Here is a 24,744-nt window from a genome sequence, read left to right on the forward strand (position 1 = left end):
AGAAAATATCATGAAAGAAGTTAGAAATATATTAATCTGTGGCGGTGGCATGATGGGAAGTGCCATCGCACAGGTTTTCGCAGGACTTGATGATGTTACAATTACTGTCTATGATAAATTTCCTGTAGATATTGAAGCAAAAATCCGCAACAATATGAAACTGCTGGTTGAAAAGGAAATTGTGACACCGGATGATGTTGACAAAGTGGTCAGCAAAGTAAGCTTTACACAGGATATCGAGAGCGAAGGCGTTAAAACAGCAGATCTTGTTGTGGAATGTGTTCTTGAAGATATGCAGTTGAAGCAGGATCTGTTTGCACAGCTGGAAGGCATTGTATCTGATGATACAATCTTCTGCACCAATACATCTGTGATGAGTCCGACAGAAATTTCAGCAAAATGCCAGCACAAAGAGAGACTTGTTGGTACACATTTCTGGAATCCGGGTTTTTTGATTCCACTTGTAGAAGTTGTTAAGACAGAGGCAACATCGGATGAAGTGGCTGAAACAGTGATGGATATTTTGACAAGAGCAGGCAAGAAACCTGTTCTTTGCAAGAAGGATGTACCAGGATTTATCGCCAACAGAATGCAGCATGCATTATGGCGCGAGGCTATTTCGATTGTTGAGAGAGGCATTGCAGATGCAAAAACTGTTGATGATGCTTGTAAGTACAGCTTTGGTTTAAGACTGCCATACTTACCACCCCTTGTCAATTCTGATATGGTTGGTACACAGCTGACTTATAATATTCATGATTATGTATTAAAAGATCTGGAAGACAGCCACGCGCCATCTCCACTTCTGAAAGAAATGATTGAAGAAGGCAAGATGGGATTCAGAGCTGAGACAATTAATGGCAGGAAGACCGGTTTTATGTCTTACACAGAAGAAGAAATCGCTGAAATCAACGGCGGTCTGAATGAATATCTGATTAAAATGTTATATAACAAATAAAGCTTTTTATGGATAACAAATTAGCTCCCTATTATTTTATTATGTATAATTAATAATGAAAAGTCCCTAAACGTGGTAATAGCGTTCAGGGATTTTTCTATGTATCAGTTATCCGGAGAAGCACTACGGCTGGCAGATCATCTGATTGTGATTATGAGTTTTGTTATGGTGGGGATGTCCTATCAGATGCCGGTCAGTCTCGTTTCTATACAGCTGTTGTCAAGGCCGAAAGGATATCCTTTGGATTTCGGCTTTTGACAGACAAAGTATAATGTGGTTCGTTGATATGCTCAAGATAATGGGCATCGGAATCGCTGATAATACGGCAGTGTTCCAGATAGTGGTGCTGCTTTTTTAATGCGTGATAGTGCGTCATATCTTTGATTTCAACGCAGGTAAACCGGCTGTCCGGCGGAATAAAACCGAGGTTGGCAAGCAGGCTGTTGGCGGTCTTGTCGATGTGGGCCGGAATCATGATGCCGTGATAGTCCTTCGTCAGATCGAAAACATCATCAAAGGAAATATCGGTGGCGTTGATTAGCAGATTCGGTATCGTGCCGATGACTTCATCGTTGGCATTGTAAAGCTGTTGTTTGCCGAAAATCTTCTCGTTGTTCGGGATGGGCATCAGGCGGCTGTAAACATATTCGTCAAAGGCCAGTGCATCTTTTAAATCCGCAAACAGGCAGACCACATGTACTTCTTCTGAAGTCGTTAGTTCCATTCCGGGAAGTGCCGTCAGGCCATAGGCATCAGCCATGGTGAGGACAGCCGGACAGTTTTTGCATGAGTTGTGGTCTGTTACGGCAATCAGGTCTAATCCCTTGATCACAGCCATGCCGACGATGTTGGCTGGGGTCATATCATCATCCCCGCATGGGGAAAGGCAGGAATGGATATGCAGGTCGTAATTTAACTCAGGCATGGAGCTTCTCGTAAACGCTCAGTGCAGCATCAAAAATCGGCTGCTCTGTGCGAAGTACTGAGATATGCTGCTGAAGGGCCTTGGTCCGGGCGGCTTCATCGAGAGAAACGCCTTCGGCGAGAATGATACAGCCGACATCACACAGAGCGGCAACGGCCAGTGTGTTGATATTCCCCATTACGGTCACCCAGACGCTGTCAGCGGGCGCCTTGCTCATGGCAATGCTCAGGAGGTCGCAGCAGAAAAGACCGGAGATGGTCCTTTCGGTATCATCTCCGATGTTGATTGTTTCAAATACATGGCTTTCAATCAGCTCTTTAATCGTCATAATGCTTTCCCTCCTCTGTGTCAGAATCTGTATTGATCAGATTATGTGAGTCAAGCAGTGCAATTTCTTCCGTCAGCTTGTCCATGTAGTTCATCAGCATATGGATGCAGGCGTTTGGATCCTCGCCATCTACAATGGCTTCATGGGAGAAGCGGGAATAGGTTTCAGAGAGAAGGTGAATATGGTTACGCAAAATGTAAACACAGTCGTTCTTCTCGGCTTTGCCGCGGACGATATCTTCAGCGAGGGCACGACATGATGGTGCACCGCATGAGCCGCAGTCCAACCCTGGGAATTCGTTGCACAGACTGTCGATCTGTTTCATCTTGTTGATACTCTCAAGCACCGTTTCGCCAATCTGGAAAACAGGCTCGTATTCAACCGCTTTATTCCAGTTCAGTTCAATTTTCAGCGGAATATCTTCACTGTGCGTTCTAGCGACCGGAAGATACTTATTCAGTCGTTTGATCTTGGCTTTGGCCACATAAGGGTTCTCAACATTGAGGACACCGCCGACACAGCCGCCGCTGCAGGCGTTAAGTTCGATAAACTGGAGCCTGGCGAACTTCTCATCTTCCAGGTCTTCGAGAACACGGATGACATTCTCAATACCGTCAGCCGCAAGATAGCTGTCGGTGATCATACCACCGGCTTCTCCGCCGCTGCATCCCCAGCCGATACCGATTCTGCCTGAAATGGCCAGATCCATCGGACGCTGCTCGGCGATCTTCATATGCGGCAGCAAAAGCGGATAGACATCCTTGACAGCCAGAACACCATCTACAGCACTGTGGTCGGTGCCAAGCGGAGACTTCACATACGTGACCTTGGAAGGACAAGGAGAAATAAAAATAATGCCGATTTTGTCAGCGGGAAGCCCTGTCTTGGCCATTGCACGCTTGCGGGCCAGCTGGGCAGCAACTTCTACTGGAGGCAGGATCGGCAGCAGGTGATCAATCAGATTTGGAAAACGGACGCGGATCAGGCGGACAACAGACGGACAGGCCGTGCTGATAAATGGCCATTGTTCCTGATGCGTATCGACATATTTCCTGGAGGCCTCGGAGACAAGCTCTGCGGCAGCACCGACTTCAAAGACATCATCAAATCCGAGGTAAATAAGCGCCGTCAGCAGGATATTCACATCATCCAGATTATTGAACTGGGCATACATGGAAGGCGCAGGAAGTGCCACAGTGTAAGCGTAATCGTTGAGCATATCCAGTGAGTCTATATGGATTTTCTTGGCATGATGACTGCAGGTACGTACACATTCGCCGCAGTCAATGCAGAACTGACTGGTGATCCTGGCCTTACCGTTTCGAACGCGGATTGCCTGGGTCGGACAGCGCTTGATACAGTTGATGCAGCCCTTGCAGAGGCTTTCGTCAAGGTATACAGAATGAAAGAACTTTGTATTTAATGTGTTCATTCTATCACCTTCCTTTCAGTTACAAATTAGCAGATCCGAACAGTCATAGTGACAGTGGTGCCGACACCGAGTTCTGTCTCTATCTTCATGTCATCGGAATATTTCTTCATATTAGGTAATCCCATACCGGCACCAAAGCCGAGAGATCGGATGTTGTCGGGGGCTGTAGAATAGCCGGCCTGCATCGCTTTGTCAATGTCGGGAATACCGGGACCGGAATCCTTCAGGATCATCGTAACCTCTTTTGGTGTGACGAAAACTGTAATCACGCCGCCGTTGGCATGGATGACCATGTTGATCTCACCTTCATACATGGCGATGGAAACCTTTCGGACAGTGTCCGGGGATACCCCCATCTGTTTCAGTATATTCTTTAAGTCGCTGCTGGCTTCACCGGCGCGGGTAAAATCTTCCGCAGAGACAATATATTCTAACTTTATCGTATCTTCCACCTTATGCACCTCCGACCAGTCCGGCCTTATAGAGCAGGCCACAGGCTGTAAACATAGTGTGCGGTGTGGCAAGGAGACAGATGTTCCGCTCACGGGCCAGTTCAATCATCTTCTCATCAGGGCGTTTGCCACGGACAAAAACAAGACACATAATGTCCATCATTTCAGCGGTACGAATCACCTGAGGGTTACAAAGACCGGTAAGAAGTACAGGCTGGTCTTTTACAAAGGCTAAAACATCGCTCATCATATCAGAACCGCATCCAGAATGAATTTCGCGGATATCAATATCATCTGAACCGTAGATCAGCTCGGCATCCAGCAGTGGGATGATCTCTTTTACAAGCATGACAATTCCTCCTGTCGCTACAGACAATGCAGAACAATAATGTGGTAATGCATTGCCGATAGAATATTATTCCTAAATAGTATAACATAGATACTGTACGATTTCAACAAAGGGTGGTAAAATATATCTATCTGAAATTAGCGAGAATGACGGCGTGTATGCATATAAAAACAAAAAATTAACAAGCGTTGTTAAAAACTTACTAAACTCAATGCGAAAAATAGGTTGATTATTATGAAAAATAATGGTATGCTGTCATAAGAAAGCAAATATGTGTTTTTTTAGCAGGACAATTGGCCTGCCATTATTACTATTAGGTATGAAAAGAAGGAGGGATTCTTTTGGCTTCAAATAAGAAAACAGTACCATTCTATGGTACAGAAGAGCAGAAAGAACAATTGCTGAAAGTCATCCGGGAACTCAGAGATGAGAAGGGATGTCTGATGCCGATTATGCAGAAGGCACAGGAGATTTACGGTTATCTGCCGATTGAGGTTCAGAAAATTATTTCTGATGAACTGGGTGTGCCCCTTGAGAAGATTTACGGAGTGGCAACATTTTATTCGTGGTTCAACCTGAATCCAAAGGGCAAGTATGAGATATCTGTCTGTCTTGGCACGGCATGTTATGTTAAGGGTTCCGGAGATATTTACAATAAGCTCATGGAGAAGCTTGATATTGCAGGCGGTGAGTGTACACCGGATGGTAAGTTCTCACTGGATGCATGTCGTTGTGTCGGTGCCTGTGGCCTTGCACCTGTTATGATGGTGAATGGTGAAGTATATGGTCGACTGACAGTTGATGATATTGATAGTGTATTGGAGAAATATAACTAATCATGATGCCTGAGATCGCGTTGAATGTATTGGATATTGCCCAGAACTCCGTGAGAGCGGAAGCTTCACTGATACAGATTTCAGTGGATGTGGATGAAGCGGCGGATACGTTGACCATTACTATAGAAGATAATGGCTGCGGTATGACAAAAGAACAGGTGTCTCACGTAACGGATCCTTTTTTTACCACTCGTACAACCAGAAAGATTGGTTTGGGAGTGCCGTTTTTCAAGATGGCTGCGGAGAGTACGGGAGGCAGCTTTGCCATTCAGTCTGAACCCGGAACAGGGACGAAGGTCACTGCGGTATTCGGTCTGTCCCATATAGACAGAATGCCTCTTGGTGATATGAATGGTACGATTTATACATTGATTACATTTAATACGCAGATAGATTTTTTGTATACATATACGTTTAATAAGCGTTCATTTAAGCTTGATACGCGAGAATTTAAAGATATTTTAGAGGGTGTACCGCTGAATAACCCTGAGGTAGCAGAGTATATTCGTCAATTTCTTAACGAAAACAGCCATGAAGTTGACGGCGGTACAGTGATATAGAATGAGGAGGAGACAGCATGAAATCACTTGCAGAATTAAAAGCCATTCGTGATAGAATGCAGGGTGAAGTCAATATGAGAGAGGACGACAGTTCCAATCATATTCGTGTGGTTGTCGGCATGGCAACATGTGGTATTGCCAGCGGCGCAAGACCGGTGCTTAACAAACTGGCTGAAGAAGTTCAGGCAAAGCAGCTGGACAATGTTGTTGTTACACAGACAGGTTGTATTGGTTTATGTCAGTATGAACCGATTGTAGAAGTTTATGAACCTGGTAAAGAGAAGGTTACGTATATCAAGATGACACCGGAGAAAGCTGAAGAAGTGGTAGAGCAGCATCTGATCCGTGGTCAGGTTCTTGGCAAATATACATTAAGCTCAACAAATTTATAGGAGGTAGACAGCTATGTATCGTTCCCATGTATTAGTTTGCGGCGGCACCGGATGTACATCCTCCGGAAGTGAGACGCTGATCAGCCTTCTTCAGGAAGAATTGAAGAAGAACGGCTTAGAGAATGAAGTAGCCATTGTTAAGACCGGATGTCATGGTTTATGTGCGCAGGGTCCTGTTATGGTTATTTATCCTGATGCAACATTTTACTCAATGGTGAAACCGGAAGATATTCCTGAGATCGTCAGTGAACATCTGTTAAAAGGACGTGTTGTTACACGTTTATTATATGTAGAAGACGGCGGTACAGCCAAAGCGCTTAAGGATACAGATTTCTATCGTCTGCAGCACAGAGTTGCCCTTAGAAACTGCGGTATCATCAATCCTGAGAGCATCGATGAATATATCGGTACAGGCGGTTATGAAGCCCTTGGCCGTGTACTGACAGAGATGAGTCCGGATGATGTTATTGAGACAATTCTTGCCAGTGGTTTAAGAGGCCGCGGCGGTGCCGGATTCCCGACCGGTATGAAATGGAAATTTGCTTCAGGCAACAGAGGCAACGTTCAGAAATATGTCTGTTGTAATGCCGATGAAGGTGATCCGGGTGCATTCATGGACCGTTCCGTTCTGGAAGGTGACCCGCATGTTGTTCTGGAAGCAATGGCTATCGCAGGTTATGCAATTGGTGCTTCTCAGGGTTATATCTATGTCCGTGCTGAGTACCCGATCGCTGTTGAGCGTCTGAATATTGCCATCAAACAGGCAAGAGAATATGGTCTGTTAGGCAAGAACATTTTCGATTCAGGATTTGATTTTGATATTGATCTGAGACTTGGTGCAGGTGCTTTCGTCTGTGGTGAGGAAACAGCCCTCATGACATCCATCGAAGGCAACAGAGGTGAACCAAGACCAAGACCGCCATTCCCGGCTGTCAAGGGTCTGTTTGCAAGTCCTACAATTCTGAACAACGTTGAGACTTATGCGAACATTCCGCAGATCATTCTGAATGGTGCTGAATGGTTTGCTTCCATGGGTACAGAGAAGTCCAAAGGTACAAAGGTATTCGCTGTCAATGGTAAGATCAACAATACAGGTCTTGTAGAAGTTCCTATGGGTACGACACTTCGTACCATCATTGAGGATATCGGCGGCGGTATTCCAAACGGCAAGAAGTTTAAGGCTGCTCAGACAGGCGGACCTTCCGGCGGTTGTATTCCTGCAGAACATATGGATATTCCAATCGATTACGACAACCTGATCAGCATCGGTTCCATGATGGGTTCCGGTGGTCTGATCGTTATGGATGAAGATACTTGTATGGTAGATATTGCCAAGTTCTTCCTGGAGTTCACTGTAGATGAATCCTGCGGTAAGTGTACACCTTGCCGTGTCGGTACAAAACGTCTGTATGAGATGCTTGATAAGATTACAAAGGGTGAAGGTACTCTGGAAGATCTTGATAAGATGGAAGAACTCTGCTACTACATCAAAGATAATGCATTATGCGGTCTGGGCCAGACAGCACCAAACCCTGTTCTGTCCACACTTCGTTATTTCAGAGATGAGTATATTGCTCATATCGTAGACAAGAAATGTCCTGCCGGTGTTTGTAAGGCTCTGCTGTCCTACAAGATTGATGCGGATAAATGTAAAGGCTGTACATTATGTGCAAGAAATTGTCCGAATGGTGCAATTTCAGGCAAACTCAAAGAGCCTCATGTTATCGATCAGTCTAAGTGTCTGAAGTGCGGCGCTTGTATGGAAAAATGCCGCTTTGGCGCAATCTACAAAGAGTAATGGAGGAGCAGACAATGGAAAATATTACAATCAAAATCAATGGTGTTGAAGTCAGTGCACCAGCAGGCTCTACCATTTTGGAGGCTGCCAGACTGGCACATATTGACATCCCTACACTTTGCTATTTAAAAGAAATCAATGAAATCGGCGCATGCCGTATGTGTATTGTAGAAGTAAAAGGTGCAAGATCCCTTGTTGCTTCCTGTGTATATCCGATCAATCCGGGTATGGAAGTCTGGACCAACACACCGAAGGTTATCGAATCACGTAAAAAGACATTGGAACTGCTTCTTTCCAACCACAAGAAAGAATGCTTAAGCTGTGTCAGAAGCGGAAACTGTGAGCTGCAGCAGTTATGTAAGGAACTGGGTGTTGAAGATCAGAACTATTATGAGGGTGAGATGACACCTGCTATGATTGATACATCTGCTGCACATATGGTGCGTGACAACAGCAAATGTATCCTTTGTCGTCGATGCAGCGCTGTCTGTGAGAAGGTTCAGGGTATCGGCGTCATCGGTCCGAATGAGCGTGGTTTCAAGAGTTATATCGGTACAGCATTCAACATGGATCTGGCTGATACAAGCTGTGTATCCTGTGGTCAGTGTATCGCTGTCTGTCCGACAGGCGCTTTACATGAGAAAGACAACACAGACGAAATCTTTGCAGCAATTGCAGATCCTGATAAATATGTTGTTGTTCAGACAGCACCGAGTGTACGTGCAGGTCTTGGCGAAGAATTCGGTTATCCGATGGGTACAGATGTAGAAGGCAAGATGGTTGCAGCACTGCGTCGTCTTGGTTTTGACAAAGTCTTTGATACAGACTTTGCAGCCGATCTGACAATTATGGAAGAAGCACATGAATTCCTTGACAGAGTTCAAAATGGCGGCAAACTGCCTTTGATCACATCCTGTTCACCAGGCTGGATCAAATATTGTGAACATTACTTCCCTGATATGACAGAGAACCTTTCAAGCTGCAAGTCTCCACAGCAGATGTTTGGTGCTACATTAAAGACATATTATGCTGAGAAGATGGGCATTGATCCTAAGAAGATCGTCAGCGTCAGTGTGATGCCGTGTACAGCGAAGAAGTTCGAAATCGGCAGAGATGACGAAGATGCAGCAGGTGTTCCAGATGTAGATATCGCAATCACAACACGTGAGCTGGCTCGTATGATCAAGAAAGTCGGCATCATGTTCACAGAACTGCCGGATGAAGAATTCGACAGCCCACTTGGTGAATCCACAGGAGCAGCCGTTATCTTCGGTGCAACAGGCGGTGTTATGGAAGCTGCTTTAAGAACTGCAGTTGAGACACTGACAGGCGAAGAATTGAAGAATGTAGAATTCCAGGAAGTTCGTGGTACAGAAGGTATCAAAGAAGCAACATACAATGTTGCAGGCATGGATGTAAAGGTAGCCGTTGCTTCAGGTCTTGGCAATGCAAGAAAGCTTCTTGACAAAGTGAAATCCGGCGAAGCAGACTATCATTTCATCGAGATCATGGGATGCCCTGGCGGTTGTGTCAATGGCGGTGGTCAGCCACAGGTGCGCGGCAGTGTGCGTAACTTCACAGATGTACGTGCCATACGTGCAAAGGCTCTGTATGACAACGATGCAGCGAAAACAATCCGTAAGTCTCATGAGAACCCGGCCATCCAGCAGCTCTACAAAGAGTTCTTTGGTGAACCTGGCAGCCATAAGGCCCATGAGATTCTGCATACAAGCTATGTGAAACGTGTCATTAACAAATAATGAGTAGATAAACAAAATCGCTCACTGACAGGGTTGATGTAAACATTCAACCATCGGTGAGCGATTTTTTTGTGATATAAAGAATCTAAGAGTAAAGCAGTCGGTCGCGATGCTGTCCGAAGAGTCGTGTGACAATACCGAGAAGTGTGCCGACGAGAACAGCTGCGATCACAGTGCCGATTCCGACACTTCCTGGACTATGGAGGGCAATCAGACATGTGAGAACGGAAATTACAACCATGGTGCAGTCAAACCGGACTTTGACTTTTGAAAATGCCATGCCTGTAATCTGGGAGACAGCCTGCATAGCACCCTCACCGGCCAGTGGCATCAGATTTGGCGGCAGGTAGAAGAAAATACCGACGGCAATAATCATCGCGCTGATCAGCATCATCACGATACGAATCGGAAGATTGCTCGGTGTTGGCAGGAATGTGACCAGATAATTGCAGAAGGTTGTAAAATAACCGAAGATGACACCAACAGCAATCTGAAGCAGATTGACAGGTTTGAAATTTCGGCGCAGCAGGAGTATCTGAATCAAGACAAGAAAGGTATGAAACAGAATGGTTGCTTTGCCCATTTCAATGCCCCAGACACAGGTCATCGTGTACGGGATGGAACTGACTGGGGAAACGCCTAAGTTGGATTTGACGGAAACGGCAATGCCGATGGTCATCAGAAAAAGTCCGAAAAAATACATGGGTATTCTGATTTTTAAATTGTTATGCTTTTTTGCAAGTTCTTTGTTCATTTCAATTTCCTCTTTCATAATATGATGGCGTCGGTGCCTCTGGCTGTTATCTGTTATAGCCAAGCATCTGACTGTAAATGCGGCTGAGATATTCAATCAACTGTTCCTTTTCTGTTTCAGAAAAATTCTGCAGTGCATGAGATTCAATCGTGTCAAACTCGTTCTCAAGACGTTCAACATAGGTGAGGCCGAGTTCGGTTAAATAAACATTATAAAAGCGATGATTGTCCGGGCAGAGTCTGCGTTGAATCAGTCCTTTCGCTTCCATTCCATTTAAAATAGTGGTGAGAGAAGCTGGTTCGATATGGCAGTTGGCAGCAATCTCTTTCTGAACAGTGCCATCGTGATGTCTGAGATAGTCCAGTACCTTCGGCTGGCCAGGTGTGAGACCTGTATCTTTGACACTGGCAATTAGGGATTTCTGAACCATCAGATGGTTGGCCATCAGTAAATAGTGAAGGGATTCTTTTGTTTCGTTCATCTTTGATTCTCCTGAAAAAAGTGAATATGCGTTGAGATAGAAAACTAATAGTTAGAATTCTAACTATTAATATAATCGAAAGAATGCGGATTGTCAACAGGCAACATATGATCTGAGCATGAATTGATCCGCATATAAAATAATAAAAGCGCTGTTGGCAGTACAGCGCTTTTATTATTAAAAAGAGGAAAGTTTATGAAAAAGATTTATAAACGAAAACCTTGTTGTTTCCTTTTCGTTTATGTCTATACTATACCATTCGCTTGTGACCAAATTGTGTCGAAGTTCTGAATAAAAAATGAAGAATGGACACAAATCGTTATGGAAATGTAATTGTTGAAGGTAGATGCATATTAAAGTCGATATAGATTGTAGTTATAAAGAGTAATAGTAAAAAAAGTCTTGACATATATCATATCGGAATAGTATGGTATAGAAAACAAAAAATTAGGAGAGAAAATCATAATGAAAGACTGAGCATTTGAGATTCGGCATTAAGGAGGACAACAAAATGGCATAAAGAGATCAGAAAGCAATTATTCAGAGACTGACAGAGCAGATGGACAAAGACAATCTGGATGCACTGATTTTAACATCAGGAGATGCTGCATTTTATGCAACAGGTTATGCATCAAGAGATTTATATAAAAACGGGCAGACAGGTGGAACGGTAGCCGTTGTCACAAAAAATGGCAGGGCCGGAATTGTTGTCAGCGAATTTGCAAGAAGAACAGCGAAAATGGCTGTGGATGGTGTGGAGATCATCTTTTATCCGACATGGATCTATATCGAAGATTATGCCATTGAAGGCATGGAAAAGGAAGTTCAGCCGGATTTGAACAAAACCTATAAGCTGGCCCTTCAGTTTTTACCTGAAAAGAAAGAGAATCTTCGAATCGGTGTGCAGCCATCGTATCTGACACCGTATGCATGGCAGTTTCTGACAGATACCTTTAATGAGAAAAATGTTGTTGATATCAAGCAGCTGCTCATTGAGGCCAGAGCCATCAAAACACCATGGGAGATCGAAGTACTCAGGGAAGCGGCCCGTTACAGTGAATTGACCATGAACAAAGTAGCAAAGGCCATTGTTCCGGGCATGACGGAGGCCGATGTGCTTCAGCTTTTCAATACAACTGCATTTTCATGGTCACCGGATATCATTGATGTGGCCAATGCCCATACTATTGGTGAGAACTTTACACCATCCTTTATTCCACCGCATACAAGAATCAACAGAGGCGATATTATTCGTCTGGACGGCGGTAATGTCATTGAACAGGGAACGCCGGAGGAAATCTTTGTTTCCCCAACCCAGGAGAGAACAAGACAATTCTTCAGCCGTTATTTACCGGAATTTACCTATAATATTTAAAATGATATGAACTGCAAAGAAATCTATTTTGTAATTGACAGAATATGGAAATTATATAAAAATAAAAGAAGAAAAGGGGGATTTTATCATGAATGAAGAAAAGAGAACGTTAAGCTGTACGGACTGTGGTGTGCTGAATTGTCATAAGCGCAATGCCTCGTATCCGGAGTTCTGTTTGACAGAAAAACTGACAGACGAAGACATCGCAGAAACGACGGCGCTCTATGAGGATGAGGAAAATCGAAAGGTATCAGTGATCTCAGCGGAGATTGAGGGCGAATTCTATGGCAAGTATACACGTGTCGATGAAATCATTGAATTTGCAAAGAGAATGGGGTACAAGAAGATTGGCATTGCAACATGTGTCGGTCTGATTGAGGAGAGCAGGATTTTTGCAAGAATTCTTCGGAAGAATGGCTTTGATGTATACAGTGCAGTCTGTAAGGTGGGTTCTTTTAATAAAACAGATATCGGTCTGGATGAGAAGTATACATGTGTGACAGGCAATGTGATGTGTAACCCGATCCTGCAGGCGAAGCTTCTGAACAAAGCAGGCACAGAGCTGAATGTAGTTATTGGCCTTTGTGTAGGACATGACAGTCTGTTTTATAAGTATTCAGAAGCGCTGTCAACAACGCTGGTTACAAAGGACCGTGTGCTAGCACATAATCCGGTTGGCGCATTGTATCAGGTTAAAGCGTACTATAAGCGATTACTGGATGATTAAGGAAAACTGAGAATGAAAAAGGATGCCTCCGTCCGGCGATGTCATTAAAAGGAAGATGACATTCGCCTGGTAGGGGGCGTCTTTTTTGGATAAATGCAATTTGGATTGATCAGCAGTTTTTCTGGATTCTTGCGGTCATGAACTGCTCGAATTCTTCGGCTGTTCCCTTAGTGAAGCCGTTTTTGTCCATGACGACGTAGCTGTTCTCGTAGCGGAGCAGAAAGTAGTGGGACCAGGTTTCGATGCCGGTAAATTGGAAGAGGCGGTACTCGCCGTGGCTCTTGCCTGCAGACTGGTACATGACATTCTTGTAAACTTTCATTTTGCGGGGAATCAGAAGGCTTTCACTGTAGGTGTTCTGCCTGGCTTTGATCTGATTCTTCGGCATGTTCTGGTAGTAGCTGTAGAAGGAATAGATGCAGACAGCGATCAGTGCGATGGTACACAGCAGAGTCAGCATCTGATGAGTGAGAATGCCCAGACGTCCGAAATAAACAGCAGCCAGTGCAGCCAGAATACCTACCAGCAGTGTCATCACATGATATTGTTTCGCCTTCTCAGGACGTTTATAATTCTTCTTAATAATATGTTGGATGACGTCTTCATCCAATTGTGTGTGATTCTCAAAAAGCAATTCCATTGCCATAATAAAAGCCTCCGTAAATTGTAATATAGTCAAGTATATCATGAAAAGAAAAAAGGAAAAAGACGTCAATTGCCTTTTTTAGTGCAACTGTGGCCGGTCTATGGTACAATGTCTGTAGATGAAAATTTTGTTCATGCTGTGGCGGGAGGAGTTTTATGAAGGTTATTGATTTTAAGAATGCCAGTTGTAAGCATTGCTATAAATGTGTTCGTTCCTGTTCTGTCAAGGCGATTAAGGTCAGAGATGCTCAGGCAACGATTATGGATGATCATTGTGTCCTTTGCGGCACATGTCTGGAAGTCTGTCCGCAGAATGCCAAGACCTTTGTCAGCGATTTAGACAGAGTCAGGGCATTCATCGCGGAGGAAAAGAAGACGGTTGTCTCTCTGGCACCGGCGTATCTGGGCATTTTGGATTACGAGAAACCGGGACAGGTGGTAGATGCCCTTCTAAAACTGGGATTTTCCGAGGTTCGGGAGACAGCAGAGGGGGCAGCCTATGTGACAGAGGCCTATACAAAGCTTCTGGAAGCAGGACAGATGAAGAACATCATTTCCACCTGCTGTCCAAGTGTCAATGAGCTGGTGGAGAAGTATTATCCTGAGCTGGTGGAGGATATGGCTCCGGTTGTATCTCCGATGGTCGCTCACGGAAAGCAGATCAAAGCCATGTACGGACCGGATGTGAAGGTTGTATTTATCGGTCCATGTATTGCCAAGAAGCAGGAAGCGGAAGGGGATGACCGGACAACAGGTTTTGTGGATGCAGTTCTGAATTTTGAAGAGGTTGAATCATGGCTGCAGGAGCGTGATATCTCCATCAGAAAATGTGAAGAGAAGCAGCCGGCCAATCCGGATCCGAAGGTCAACCGCCTGTATCCGGTGACCAGCGGTGTCATTTCATCTGTTCTGGCGAAGAAAAAGGTGGATTCGTATAAGAAGATTTTTGTAGACGGTATTGAGGATTGCCGTGAAGTCTTTGAAGACATGAAGAAAGGGTTGATTGAGGGCTGCTTTATTGAGGCCAATATGTGTGAGGGTGGCTGCGTGAAAGGCCCGGCCGTGAACAAATTACATATTTCCAAGTACAAGGCAACCATGGTGATCGAGGAACAGGTTGAAAAACAGGATCCGGCGTATCCTCAGCTGGCAGGAAATATTGATATCAGCAAGCATTTCAGATCGGAGAGAATTCAGGATGAAATGCCGACAGAGGAACAGATCACACGGATTCTCAAGGCAACCGGCAAATATAACAAGACACAGGAGCTGAACTGCGGTGCCTGCGGTTATCCGACATGCCGGGACAAAGCTATTGCAGTTTTTCAGGGTAAGGCGGAGCAGGAGATGTGTCTCCCGCATGTGTATGAGAAGGCGCGTTCCATGTCCAATGTGGTGCTGGAAGCAACACCGGAAATTGTCCTGATAGTAGATTCGGCTTTCCAGATCATTGAGTTTAATAAGCGGGCAGAAGATGTTTTTGGTATTAACAAATCAGAGGCTGTCAATAAGATGATCTTTGAGATTATGGATGCTTCCGATTTTGAACAGGTATTGGATGATCATCTGTCCATCAAGCGCAAGAAGATCCATCTCAGTGGTCTGGGACTTGTTCTGTTGGAGAATATTATCTATATTGATGAAATGGATGCCATGCTGGCTATTTTCCAGGATATTACCGATGAGGAAGTGGAGATGGAACGTCAGCTTCAGATGCGGATGGATACGGTGGATATTGCGCAGCAGGTTATTGACAAGCAGATGACGGTAGCTCAGGAAATTGCCGGATTGCTTGGTGAGACAACCGCTGAGACGAAGGTGATTTTGACACAGTTGAGAGATTCTATGATGAAGGAAGCAGATCAGACTGATAGTCGTCGGAGGAAGATAGAATGGAAGTAAGTGTTGAAACATGCTGGAAAAGTCTGAATAAGATACATGAGGAGCTGTGCGGGGACAAGGTAGAGATCCTTAAGACGGAAGATTCGGATGTGGTGATTCTGGCAGATGGTATGGGAAGTGGTGTGAAGGCCAATATCCTGGCAACATTGACATCGAAGATTCTTCGGACCATGTTCCAGAAAGGTGCGCCTATTGAACAGGGGGTTGAAACCATAGCCAGAACACTGCCGATCTGTCAGGTGCGTCAGGTGGCTTATTCCACCTTCAGTATTCTTCAGATCTTTCATAACGGAGAAGCCTATCTGGTGGAATATGACAATCCGGGATGTATTTTTGTCCGGGACGGCAAATTGATGGATATTCCCTATACAGTCAGGGAGATTGAAGGCAAGAAGATCAGAGAATACCGTTTTCAGGTTAAATTGAAAGATTGCTTTGTCCTGATGAGCGACGGCGTGATCTACGCCGGTGTTGGAGAACTGCTGAATTTCGGCTGGACGTGGGAAAGCATGGCGGACTACACCGTGAAATGCACCAGGGATACACTTTCGGCCAAGCGTCTGGCGGCAATGCTGTCCCAGGCTTGCGACGACCTGTATATGCAGAAACCCGGGGATGACACAACAGTGGCGGTAGCCAGAGTCATTGAGCGAAAAGTTGTCAATATTTTTACGGGACCGCCGAAGGATATGGATGATGATGAGCGGATCATGCTTGATTTTATTACAAGTCCGGGCAAACACATCGTCTCTGGCGGAACAACGGCAAGCATTGCTTCCAGATACCTGAAGCAGCCGGTGACCAACAACTATGACGGTACACCGGAAGTACCGCCCACATCCAATATCAAAGGCATTGATCTTGTTACAGAAGGTGTTCTGACCATGAACAGAACCCTTTACCTTTTGCGTGAATTGGCCAAAGACGATGTTGACTTTGATATTTTCCTGCAGTTGGATGAAGACAATGGTGCGTCGAGGCTGGCCAAGATCATATCAGAAGAATGCACAGACCTGAATTTATTTGTGGGCAAAGCCAACAACACAGCTCATGAAACCCTGCTCTTCGATGTCAGCGTCCGTCATAACCTGGTGGAACAGCTCAAAGAAGCAGCAGAAAAGCTTGGCAAAAACGTCACCATACGGTATTATTAAAGCAGACACTAAAATAAGGAGGGATGCAGGTGTATACCTATTCGATGACACAGTGGCTGGCATTTTTCTTCATCTATTGTTTTTTTGGGTGGTGTTTTGAATCGGTATATGTTTCAGTTCATGAACACAGATGGGTCAATCGTGGATTTATGACAGGACCTTATATTCCGCTATATGGTTCAGGTGCCGTTTTGATGCTTTTCCTTACGATACCGGTGAGGGGCAATTATCTGCTTATGTATATTGTAGGGGCTATCGGAGCAACAGTGCTTGAGTACATAACCGGAACCGTGATGGAGAATCTTTTCGGGGTTCGCTATTGGGATTATACGGAGAAGAAGTTCAATTTCCGGGGCAGGATCTGTCTTGAAGCGACGATTCTGTGGGGCTTTTTTACCCTTGCCATGGTGGAAGTGATTCAGCCTCCGGTTGAACACATGGTGATGATGATCAATGATAAGGTGCTGTACTATACAACTTGGGGCATCACGGTTGTATTTACATTTGATTTTGCATCATCCTTCAGAACAGCCATTGATCTGAAAGAAGTGCTTGTTCAGGCAGAGAGGGCTAAAGAAGAAGTTCAGCGCATGCAGAAACGAGTTGAAGTACTTGAAGCTGTGGTGAATGATTCACTTGAAAGTACGAAGGATGGACTGGAAGTCCGATGGGACGAACAGAAGCAGAAAATGGCGCTCCTTACAGAAGAAAGAATGTCAGAAATTGCAGGTCATATGGATGTTCTTCGTAAGCGGCTGGAGAATTCAGAGAGTGTCGAAAAATTCCGTACAGCTGTGGAAGCTTCAGGTGCAGGAGAGACACTTGAAGATATTCAGAGCGAAATGCGTCGGATGCGCGGCAAAATCGAGGCTATGAAGATGAGGACACGTGCAAAGATGCATCCTAGACAGCTGCATATGATGCTGCGAAATCCATCAGCCAGATCATTTAAGTATCAGGAAGGCTGGCAGTATCTGAAGAATAAGATGAACCGTGGTGAAGATAAGAACGGACAATAGAGAGAGTCTGAAGAATTAAAGAGAGAACTTATAAAAATTGAGGATGGTTAAAAAAATGAAAATAGCATTATGTCAGACAACAGTACATAAAGATTGGCGCAAGAATCTCAGAAATGCAGAGCGTGTGATCGCAGAGGCTGTGAAGGCGAAAGCCGACATGGTTGTTCTGCCGGAGATGTTTATTTGCCCATATAACAAAAAGGCGATTTTATCAGCCGCTCAGCCGGAAGGCGGAGAGGCATGGCAGTCTATGGCAGAGGCTGCACAGAAAAATCATGTCTATCTGGCAGCCGGAAGTATACCGGAAAGTGAAGATGGACATATTTACAGTACATGCTGGATTTTTGACAGGGAAGGCAAACAGATCGGTAAATACCGCAAGATGCATATGTTCGATATTGATGTGGAGGGCGGTCAGTATTACAATGAATCAAGTGTCATTACTGCCGGCAATGAAATATGTGTTGCAGAGACTGAATTCGGTCCGATCGGCATCGCGATCTGTTATGATGTGCGTTTCCCTGAACAGTTCCGTCTGATGCAGCAGCGGGGGGTCAAAGCCGTTGTATTGCCTGCCTCCTTTAACAGAACAACAGGACCGGCCCATTGGGAGCTCCTGATGCGTGCACGTGCACTGGATCAGGAGATGTATGTCCTCGGATGTGCAGCGGCAGGTGATCTGGCAGGTTCTTATAACGGATGGGGACATTCCATTGCAGTTGATCCATGGGGAACGATCATGGAGGAACTGGGCGAGGGCCCGGGCATGCTGATGGCTGCAGTAGACTTCGCAAAGGCGGATGCAGTACGCAGTCAGATCCCTGTTTTGCAGCAGTTAAGGACCGATATTTATGAAGTTTGTGAAAAGACTGTCGGATAAACAGAAAAAGCCTTGACAAAAGGGCAGGAAACGTATATAAATAGATTTGTCAACATTGAAGTGCATGTCTGAAATGCGGTAAATACAAGGTTTTTCGCAGGTTTGCAGGAGAGCAGCTGACAGACAGAGAAGATATGCACTGACGATAATTGAGGAGGAATAATAGATGAATAAAGCAGAATTAGTTGCAGCTATGGCTGAGAAAACAGGCATGAAGAAAAATGATGCTGAAAAGGCTTTAAAAGCATTTGTAGATGTTGTTACAGATGAGCTTGTAAAAGGTGAAAAAGTTCAGTTAGTTGGTTTCGGTACATTCGAAGTGTCTGAAAGACCTGAAAGAGAAGGAAGAAATCCTCAGACAGGCGAGACAATGAAGATTGCTGCTTCTAAAGCGCCTAAATTCAAAGCAGGTAAGGCATTAAAGGATATCATTAACGCCTAATCATCATAAGATCAAAAGGATTCCCGGCCGGCATATGAATGCATTGCAGATATGTTATAAGGGAATCCTTTTCGCATATAAGGAGAAGAATATGAGACTTGATAAATATTTAAAAGTATCCCGTCTGATCAAGAGACGTACGGTGGCCAATGAGGCCTGTGACGCAGGCCGTGTGATGATCAATGGCAAGACAGCCAAGGCCGGTTCGGAAGTGAAGGCCGGGGATGTCATTGAGATCGGTTTCGGTACACGAAATGTGAAGGTAGAAGTTCTGGATGTTCAGGAGACAACCCGCAAGGAGGATGCAAAGGAACTGTTCAGATATCTGTAACGCCTGATGTACAAAAGCACTGGAATGTTAACTGTTGAGGCACAGCGTGTCATAAAGCCGCGGGTTGTCTCATATAATAGGAGAGACAGTGAATATCCGGCGGTGAGTCGATGTATATGGATGAACAGCAAGTGATCAAACCCCACAGAATAACATTGCAGAACCGGTCCTCGCTACAGGTGGCAGGTGTGTCCGATGTGATTGCATATGATCCCGGAGAGATCATATTGGAGACGTCAGCAGGCCTTCTGTTGATCAAAGGCTCAGAACTGCATATGAACCATCTGTCTCTGGAAAAAGGAGAAACCGGTGTTGACGGCAGAGTGGACAGCCTGACGTATTCTGAGACAAACAGCAGTGCACGTCAGGCAGGCAATTTTCTGGGACGATTGTTTAAGTAACGGTGAGTCAGGATGTATTGTTTCAGGGAAGACTGTTTTTTTATGCTGTTTTTTTGGGAGGCATCCTTCTGCTGGCCTATGACTGCATGAGACTCTTGAGAATATTTGTCCGTCACAGGCAATGGGCGATGGCAGCGGAGGAGATCGTTTTCTGGATCGCGGCGGCAGCCGCAATCTACAGCATGATCTATCACTGCAACAGTGGGGCTGTGCGCAACTATATCGTATGCGGAATGGGGCTGGGAATGCTCCTTTACAGAAGTTTTCTGTCTTCATTTTTTATCAGAGGCATGTCATGGATTCTGAGACCTGTGAGAAAAACATTTCAAATCTTTAAAACTTTTATGAAGAATGCAGCAAAATTATTGAAATCTGCAGTCTCAAGGCGTACAATAAAAGTCAGAAAGCTACGATACAGAAGACAGGGGGATCATGATGGCGGCGAATAAGCGAGCCGGAAGAAGACGAAGATTGAAGCACAGAGGCAGTATGAAAGTAATTACGGTGATCGTTGTGATGATGTGCTGCATGTTCGGCTTCTTTACTTGGCAGAACACTCAAAAATCCAAACAATACGCATTGATAGAGCAGAACCTTCAGAAGCAGATTGAAGATGAAGAAGAGAACCAGAAGGCAATCGAAGAGAAAGCAGCCTATCAGAAGACAGATGCTTACATCGAGGATCTGGCAAGGGATAAGCTGGGATTGGTTCATGAGAATGAGATTATTTTTAAGAAGAAGTGATAATAACCGCTGCGAGGGCATCTTTTAAGGTGCTGCAGCGGTTTTGTGCGTTTTATCTGAATATACATAAGGGAGGATGAGAATTATGACAGGTTTATTGTATTATCTTGTGGAAAAGATGGCGATCATCCATGATGCGATTATGACATGGAATGATTCATGCGAGAACATTTTGTCGGATAAGGAGCTGCATTTTATTGTGATCGGTATCATCGGCATGGCATTGCTGCTGGTTATTTATCCGTTGTTTAAGGCCCTCAGCAAACATCATGTATTGATCATTGCGTGGATTTATGTATTTACAGTGATGGTCGTTGTGACATTTGCAATAGAAATCGGCCAGGGCATCACTCACACTGGCAACATGGAAATGGAAGACATTGTGAGCGGCCTGGCCGGATTTATGTTTTTGTTTATTATATTTGCCGTTTTGAGGGCAATTGTACTTGGTATCGTGCATCTGATCAGGGGCTTTGCGGGCTGGGATGACGATGAATAATCATTAAATTTCTTCGCTGAAGCGGGAATAATCGGCTTCCGTCTGAGGCATGACACTGCCACCGAAAGGGATGATGTAAACATCTTTGTCTTTGATATCAATATCAGCCATGATGTCTTCCATGCGGTCATATTTTCTGATGCCCATATCATTGACGATCTGGGCATCCAGCTTAGGACCGGCCAGCAGAAGAATATTGGCTTTGCGGATATTTTCACAGGCAGCATAGAAAATATACCCGGCGATTGTAAAGGCTTCACGAAGACTCTGATCAAGATGGCCCTCTCTCAGCGGTGTCAGCCAGTCAAAGAAATCTTTGGCACCGGCGCCTTCGCTGCATTCAGCCAGCATGACAAGTGTTCCGCCGGGTTTGACGGCACGAACGGCATTAAAGAGACTCTTAGAGCCTTGATAGAAGTTCAGATCCTTTGGAAAGCCGCCGCAGCTGACGAAGACAACATCTGCCTGATCTTTGATCGGAAGACCGTAACATTGCTGGACATACTTGCAGCTTTCCCGCCATGCGGCATCGAAGTCACCGCAGAAAAGACCGCTGTGTCTGGAAGCGGAGTTGACAACAATATTGATGCCGAAGACTGGATGAAGCAGTGCACCTGCTTCACGCATGTCTTCATTGATCGGGTTATTGTTGAATTTGCCGGGACCGACTCTCGGATCGCTTTGCTCGCAGTGAGGATCCAGGGCCATGGCATGGTTGTGCCGGATAGTTTCACGGCCGGCAATACCGGGAACGATACTCTTTCTGCCGCCGCCGTAACCGGCCATGAGATGATGAACAGTGCCGCCGATGCAGATGACCTTGCGGCCGACGGCCAGCGGATTGATCAGGACTCTGGTTCCATAAGAGGTTGTGCCGATATCCACAAGATCCGGGGCATCACAGTCGTGGTCCACAACAGCGGCAACATGATCATAGACATAAGCACCTGTCAGAACTTTCTGGTCGGCAGGTGTATTTTTGTGATGGGTACCGAGGCCGATCAGGATGACTATGTGTTCAAAAGGAATACCGATGGCTTCATTCAGATAACGAACCAGTTCCTCACAGATGATATCCTGATGCATCCAGAAACGGGTCATATCGCTGATGATAATTGTTATCTTGTCATCAGATGCTACAAGCTGTTTGAGGGCAGGGGATTCAATGGTGTCCTCAGTGATTGCCTTCAGAAAGGCAGCATGAATATCTTCAATTGTATTCATAGGATTCTCAGTCAGCGTCTGAACGCTGCGGGCGCCATCTATGGCGATGGCGACTTCATTTTTACCATACTTCAAAGAAAAATTTTCCATCATTTTATACACTTTCTAAAATTAAATATCATTGTAACTGTTTAGAGCTAACCGCCAAATAAAATTTCAAAAACAGTCTTAAAAATGCAGGCATTCTAAACCTGTTTTTTGAAATTTTGCTTGGCTCTGAACAGTTACACATCATTAATAGTTACATGGTAACACTTTAAAGCTTTATAGTCAATGGCGGACCTGAGCTCCTTAAAAACCCCTCGAAAAAACATTTGAAGGGAGGTACTGTCAGAGAATTGGAATCGTAATTGCAGGATTTTTCCATATAATGCCTGTAACAGATTCGGGAAGGCCGGGAGGCCGGAATCTGTACAAAAATCAGGAGGCATGTGCATGAAAAAGCTTGACATGAAAGATTTATTGGTGATCGTACTTAGTGCTTTCATCAATATGTTTGTCTGGCACGACAGAAACCCTGCGGGTGTTGCGTTTTTCTGTGCGGCATACGCGTTGATCCCAGGGAAAATACTGTTGTCAGTGGCTTCCCTGACAGGGATGGCCTATGCACTACCGATGACTGCTTTTATAAGATATACAGGACTGATAACAACAGTGATGATGATGGCTGCGGTTTTGCGAAAGGTGCGGCCCGGATTGCTGACGCCTGTGGTGATGTGCGGGCTGATGACGCTGACAATGCTGACAGCGGGGATAGGGTATGGTCTGGCTTACGGAGAAGGCTGGCAGCAGCATATGATGTCGGAGCTTCCGAAATCTGCTTTGGAACTTGCGGCAGCACTGGGAATCTATTGGTTATCTGTAGGGGGGATCGCCTTTCTGAAGGGGCGGCACCCTGTCGGAAGAAAGGAGCGTATGTCCATGAAAGAAGAAGCGATGATCACCAAAAATCAGCTTCATGCATTTTCGGAGTCCTTTCGGAAGCTGTCCCAGTCCTTTGAAGTGGATACAAGTCCCCGGGGAACACTAAGTGACCAGGAAATGCAGGATATTTTTAATGCGGTCACGGAGCAGGTCTGCAAAGACTGCAGCCGGTGCAGTTATTGTTGGGAAAATGTTTTTGAAGATAGTTGTGAATCGGCCTATGAGATATTGAAATTATGCGGGGAGCGTGTTGATATGAAGAAAAAAGATCTTCCGGAACGATTCAGGCAGCGCTGTGTCCGATCGGACAATTTTCTGGCAGAGGCTCGCAGAATGATGGGACTGGCCCAGACAAATTTGTCCTGGCAGAACCGTCTGGCGGAGAGCAGACTGGCATTGGCGGGGCAGTTTGGTGAGGTGGCGGATGTTATTGGGGATTTTTCGAAGCAGATCAGTGATGAACCGGTCAGGCAGGGAGCCCCTGAAAAGCAGGTGGTGCATCGGATGACCGGGCAGAGGATCAATGTGCGCAGAATCGCAGCGTCGAGCCGTCAAAATGGTCGGAAATGCGTTTATATAGAGGCAAAGACACCGAAAAATATTCAGAAAACAGCACAGGAGGCGGCAGATATCATCGGAAGGGTCTATGGCCGGCGGTATCTGCCCCGGGCTGGGACGCCTCCGGTGATCGGACAACGATGGGAAATGTTGTCCTTTGAAGAAGATGTCCGTTACCGGACTATCGTGGGGGATGCAAGAATGGTCCGGATGGGGGAAACTGTTTCCGGGGATAGTTTTACGGTAATGCATATGGAAAGCGGACAAACGGTTCTGTCGTTGTCTGATGGTATGGGAAGCGGTGAAAAGGCGGAAAAGGAGAGCAACAGAATTATCAGTCTGCTGGAACAGCTGCTTACAACCGGCTTTAACCGCCAGTCTGCCATTCGGCTGATCCATTCGGTTGTGCTGTCGGGGAGTGAACCGCATACGTATTCAACACTGGATCTGGCGACCCTGGACCTTTTTACAGGCAGGTGTGAATTGGTGAAAATGGGTGCTGCCGCTTCGTTTATCAAAAACGGGGAGGAGGTAAAAAAACTGACATCCGATGCCCTGCCGCCGGGGGTGCTGCCGGAACCGGAAAGCGAAGTGCTGACGGCCGATATGAAAAATGGGGATATGCTCATTATGATGAGTGATGGAACCCTCGGCAGTCTTGGAAAGGGAGATGATCAGAATGAAGAAAAGATGGCAGAATTTTTGAGAAACTGTACAGCTGTTAATCCTCAGGAGCTGGCCAATGCGGTTCTCAACCATGCCATGGCATGCAGTCACTATGAAGCAGAGGATGATATGACAGTGCTGGTCTGCGGACTTTACAGAAAACCTGAAAATTATAGCGGGGCTTGACGGTCTGTGTTATACTCAGAAGGAGAATAAAGGAAGCAGGTG

28 protein-coding genes are annotated in these 24,744 nt (G+C 45.4%); 19 read left to right on the forward strand and 9 right to left on the reverse strand.

The features are described 5' to 3' along the window. Positions 1 to 10: 10 nt before the first annotated feature. On the forward strand, positions 11 to 958 hold the full coding sequence (locus tag HED67_RS04165) for a 3-hydroxyacyl-CoA dehydrogenase family protein (protein WP_221717621.1): 948 nt from the start codon (positions 11 to 13) through the stop codon (positions 956 to 958). A gap of 205 nt (positions 959 to 1,163) precedes the next feature. Here HED67_RS04165 and HED67_RS04170 read toward each other — a convergent pair whose 3' ends face one another. Genes HED67_RS04170 through HED67_RS04190 form a run of 5 tightly spaced genes read right to left on the reverse strand, consistent with a single transcriptional unit; the run spans position 1,164 to position 4,444 of the window. Then, positions 1,164 to 1,883, reverse strand: a complete 720-nt coding sequence (locus HED67_RS04170; protein ID WP_221717622.1) for a PHP domain-containing protein — start codon at positions 1,881 to 1,883, stop codon at positions 1,164 to 1,166. Beyond that, positions 1,876 to 2,211 carry a hypothetical protein gene (locus HED67_RS04175; protein WP_178439300.1) on the reverse strand — a complete coding sequence of 112 codons (336 nt, stop codon included), beginning with the start codon at positions 2,209 to 2,211 and terminating at the stop codon, positions 1,876 to 1,878. Before HED67_RS04175 ends, HED67_RS04170 begins: the two co-directional genes overlap by 8 nt. Further along, the gene (locus HED67_RS04180) at positions 2,201 to 3,643 is read right to left on the reverse strand and encodes a [Fe-Fe] hydrogenase large subunit C-terminal domain-containing protein (RefSeq protein WP_178439303.1); all 1,443 of its coding nucleotides are present in this window, start codon (positions 3,641 to 3,643) and stop codon (positions 2,201 to 2,203) included. Before HED67_RS04180 ends, HED67_RS04175 begins: the two co-directional genes overlap by 11 nt. A gap of 26 nt (positions 3,644 to 3,669) precedes the next feature. Beyond that, positions 3,670 to 4,095, reverse strand: coding sequence for an ATP-binding protein (locus tag HED67_RS04185; protein WP_178439306.1), 426 nt, complete (start codon positions 4,093 to 4,095; stop codon positions 3,670 to 3,672). A gap of 1 nt (position 4,096) precedes the next feature. Beyond that, complete coding sequence (locus tag HED67_RS04190; RefSeq protein WP_178439310.1) at positions 4,097 to 4,444, reverse strand: DRTGG domain-containing protein; 348 nt, start codon at positions 4,442 to 4,444, stop codon at positions 4,097 to 4,099. Between the two features lie 341 nt (positions 4,445 to 4,785). Here HED67_RS04190 and HED67_RS04195 point away from each other — a divergent pair, with 341 nt between their 5' ends. The 5 genes from HED67_RS04195 to HED67_RS04215 are packed head-to-tail and all read left to right on the forward strand — an operon-like array spanning position 4,786 to position 9,790. Further along, on the forward strand, positions 4,786 to 5,280 hold the full coding sequence (locus HED67_RS04195) for an NADH-quinone oxidoreductase subunit NuoE family protein (protein WP_215632493.1): 495 nt from the start codon (positions 4,786 to 4,788) through the stop codon (positions 5,278 to 5,280). Positions 5,281 to 5,282: 2 nt separating this feature from the next. Next, positions 5,283 to 5,840, forward strand: a complete 558-nt coding sequence (locus HED67_RS04200; RefSeq protein WP_178439316.1) for an ATP-binding protein — start codon at positions 5,283 to 5,285, stop codon at positions 5,838 to 5,840. 17 nt (positions 5,841 to 5,857) lie between these two features. Continuing rightward, positions 5,858 to 6,232 carry a (2Fe-2S) ferredoxin domain-containing protein gene (locus HED67_RS04205; protein WP_178439319.1) on the forward strand — a complete coding sequence of 125 codons (375 nt, stop codon included), beginning with the start codon at positions 5,858 to 5,860 and terminating at the stop codon, positions 6,230 to 6,232. A gap of 13 nt (positions 6,233 to 6,245) precedes the next feature. After that, the gene (gene nuoF, locus HED67_RS04210; RefSeq protein ID WP_221717623.1) at positions 6,246 to 8,030 is read left to right on the forward strand and encodes an NADH-quinone oxidoreductase subunit NuoF; all 1,785 of its coding nucleotides are present in this window, start codon (positions 6,246 to 6,248) and stop codon (positions 8,028 to 8,030) included. Positions 8,031 to 8,044: 14 nt separating this feature from the next. Continuing rightward, on the forward strand, positions 8,045 to 9,790 hold the full coding sequence (locus tag HED67_RS04215) for an NADH-dependent [FeFe] hydrogenase, group A6 (RefSeq protein ID WP_221717624.1): 1,746 nt from the start codon (positions 8,045 to 8,047) through the stop codon (positions 9,788 to 9,790). An 85-nt stretch (positions 9,791 to 9,875) separates the two neighbouring features. On the opposite strand, the gene HED67_RS04220 is transcribed toward HED67_RS04215, so the two are convergent. After that, the gene (locus tag HED67_RS04220) at positions 9,876 to 10,544 is read right to left on the reverse strand and encodes a YczE/YyaS/YitT family protein (protein WP_221717625.1); all 669 of its coding nucleotides are present in this window, start codon (positions 10,542 to 10,544) and stop codon (positions 9,876 to 9,878) included. Between the two features lie 46 nt (positions 10,545 to 10,590). Further along, on the reverse strand, positions 10,591 to 11,025 hold the full coding sequence (locus tag HED67_RS04225) for a MarR family winged helix-turn-helix transcriptional regulator (protein ID WP_221717626.1): 435 nt from the start codon (positions 11,023 to 11,025) through the stop codon (positions 10,591 to 10,593). Between the two features lie 547 nt (positions 11,026 to 11,572). Between HED67_RS04225 and HED67_RS04230 the strand changes: the two genes are divergently transcribed. Continuing rightward, positions 11,573 to 12,400: an aminopeptidase P family N-terminal domain-containing protein gene (locus HED67_RS04230; RefSeq protein WP_260702698.1), complete on the forward strand. Its 828-nt coding sequence runs from the start codon at positions 11,573 to 11,575 to the stop codon at positions 12,398 to 12,400. A gap of 88 nt (positions 12,401 to 12,488) precedes the next feature. Next, positions 12,489 to 13,127 carry a DUF1847 domain-containing protein gene (locus tag HED67_RS04235; protein WP_221717628.1) on the forward strand — a complete coding sequence of 213 codons (639 nt, stop codon included), beginning with the start codon at positions 12,489 to 12,491 and terminating at the stop codon, positions 13,125 to 13,127. Positions 13,128 to 13,236: 109 nt separating this feature from the next. Here HED67_RS04235 and HED67_RS04240 read toward each other — a convergent pair whose 3' ends face one another. Further along, positions 13,237 to 13,773 carry a hypothetical protein gene (locus HED67_RS04240; protein WP_178439257.1) on the reverse strand — a complete coding sequence of 179 codons (537 nt, stop codon included), beginning with the start codon at positions 13,771 to 13,773 and terminating at the stop codon, positions 13,237 to 13,239. 155 nt (positions 13,774 to 13,928) lie between these two features. Here HED67_RS04240 and HED67_RS04245 point away from each other — a divergent pair, with 155 nt between their 5' ends. The 10 genes from HED67_RS04245 (at position 13,929) to HED67_RS04290 (ending at position 21,144) form a co-directional block, all read left to right on the forward strand. Beyond that, positions 13,929 to 15,674 carry a [Fe-Fe] hydrogenase large subunit C-terminal domain-containing protein gene (locus HED67_RS04245; protein WP_221717629.1) on the forward strand — a complete coding sequence of 582 codons (1,746 nt, stop codon included), beginning with the start codon at positions 13,929 to 13,931 and terminating at the stop codon, positions 15,672 to 15,674. Further along, entirely contained in the window at positions 15,665 to 16,828 is a 1,164-nt protein-coding gene (locus tag HED67_RS04250; protein WP_221717630.1) for a SpoIIE family protein phosphatase, read from the forward strand. Before HED67_RS04245 ends, HED67_RS04250 begins: the two co-directional genes overlap by 10 nt. A 29-nt stretch (positions 16,829 to 16,857) precedes the next feature. Further along, positions 16,858 to 17,847: a putative ABC transporter permease gene (locus HED67_RS04255; RefSeq protein ID WP_221717631.1), complete on the forward strand. Its 990-nt coding sequence runs from the start codon at positions 16,858 to 16,860 to the stop codon at positions 17,845 to 17,847. Positions 17,848 to 17,902: 55 nt separating this feature from the next. Then, a complete protein-coding gene (locus tag HED67_RS04260) occupies positions 17,903 to 18,727 on the forward strand; it encodes a carbon-nitrogen hydrolase family protein (RefSeq protein WP_178439245.1) in 825 nt (274 codons plus the stop codon). Positions 18,728 to 18,893: 166 nt separating this feature from the next. Then, positions 18,894 to 19,169, forward strand: a complete 276-nt coding sequence (locus HED67_RS04265; protein WP_178439243.1) for an HU family DNA-binding protein — start codon at positions 18,894 to 18,896, stop codon at positions 19,167 to 19,169. Positions 19,170 to 19,260: 91 nt separating this feature from the next. After that, positions 19,261 to 19,500 carry an RNA-binding S4 domain-containing protein gene (locus HED67_RS04270; RefSeq protein WP_221717632.1) on the forward strand — a complete coding sequence of 80 codons (240 nt, stop codon included), beginning with the start codon at positions 19,261 to 19,263 and terminating at the stop codon, positions 19,498 to 19,500. A 116-nt stretch (positions 19,501 to 19,616) separates the two neighbouring features. Next, positions 19,617 to 19,901, forward strand: coding sequence for a sporulation protein YabP (gene yabP, locus HED67_RS04275; RefSeq protein WP_178439237.1), 285 nt, complete (start codon positions 19,617 to 19,619; stop codon positions 19,899 to 19,901). Positions 19,902 to 19,918: 17 nt separating this feature from the next. Further along, on the forward strand, positions 19,919 to 20,350 hold the full coding sequence (yabQ, locus tag HED67_RS04280) for a spore cortex biosynthesis protein YabQ (protein WP_221717633.1): 432 nt from the start codon (positions 19,919 to 19,921) through the stop codon (positions 20,348 to 20,350). Beyond that, positions 20,337 to 20,645, forward strand: a complete 309-nt coding sequence (locus HED67_RS04285) for an FtsB family cell division protein (protein WP_221717634.1) — start codon at positions 20,337 to 20,339, stop codon at positions 20,643 to 20,645. Before yabQ ends, HED67_RS04285 begins: the two co-directional genes overlap by 14 nt. 85 nt (positions 20,646 to 20,730) lie before the next feature. Continuing rightward, complete coding sequence (locus HED67_RS04290; protein ID WP_215632507.1) at positions 20,731 to 21,144, forward strand: hypothetical protein; 414 nt, start codon at positions 20,731 to 20,733, stop codon at positions 21,142 to 21,144. 3 nt (positions 21,145 to 21,147) lie between these two features. On the opposite strand, the gene HED67_RS04295 is transcribed toward HED67_RS04290, so the two are convergent. After that, on the reverse strand, positions 21,148 to 22,461 hold the full coding sequence (locus HED67_RS04295; RefSeq protein WP_246612101.1) for a nickel-dependent lactate racemase family protein: 1,314 nt from the start codon (positions 22,459 to 22,461) through the stop codon (positions 21,148 to 21,150). A 342-nt stretch (positions 22,462 to 22,803) separates the two neighbouring features. On the opposite strand from HED67_RS04295, the gene HED67_RS04300 reads away from it, so the two are divergent. Further along, positions 22,804 to 24,702 carry a SpoIIE family protein phosphatase gene (locus HED67_RS04300; protein ID WP_221717635.1) on the forward strand — a complete coding sequence of 633 codons (1,899 nt, stop codon included), beginning with the start codon at positions 22,804 to 22,806 and terminating at the stop codon, positions 24,700 to 24,702. Positions 24,703 to 24,744 lie beyond the last annotated feature (42 nt).

Origin of the sequence: Pseudocoprococcus catus (assembly GCF_019734885.1) — a bacterium.
GTDB classification, from domain to species: Bacteria; Bacillota; Clostridia; order Lachnospirales; family Lachnospiraceae; genus Coprococcus_A; species Coprococcus_A catus.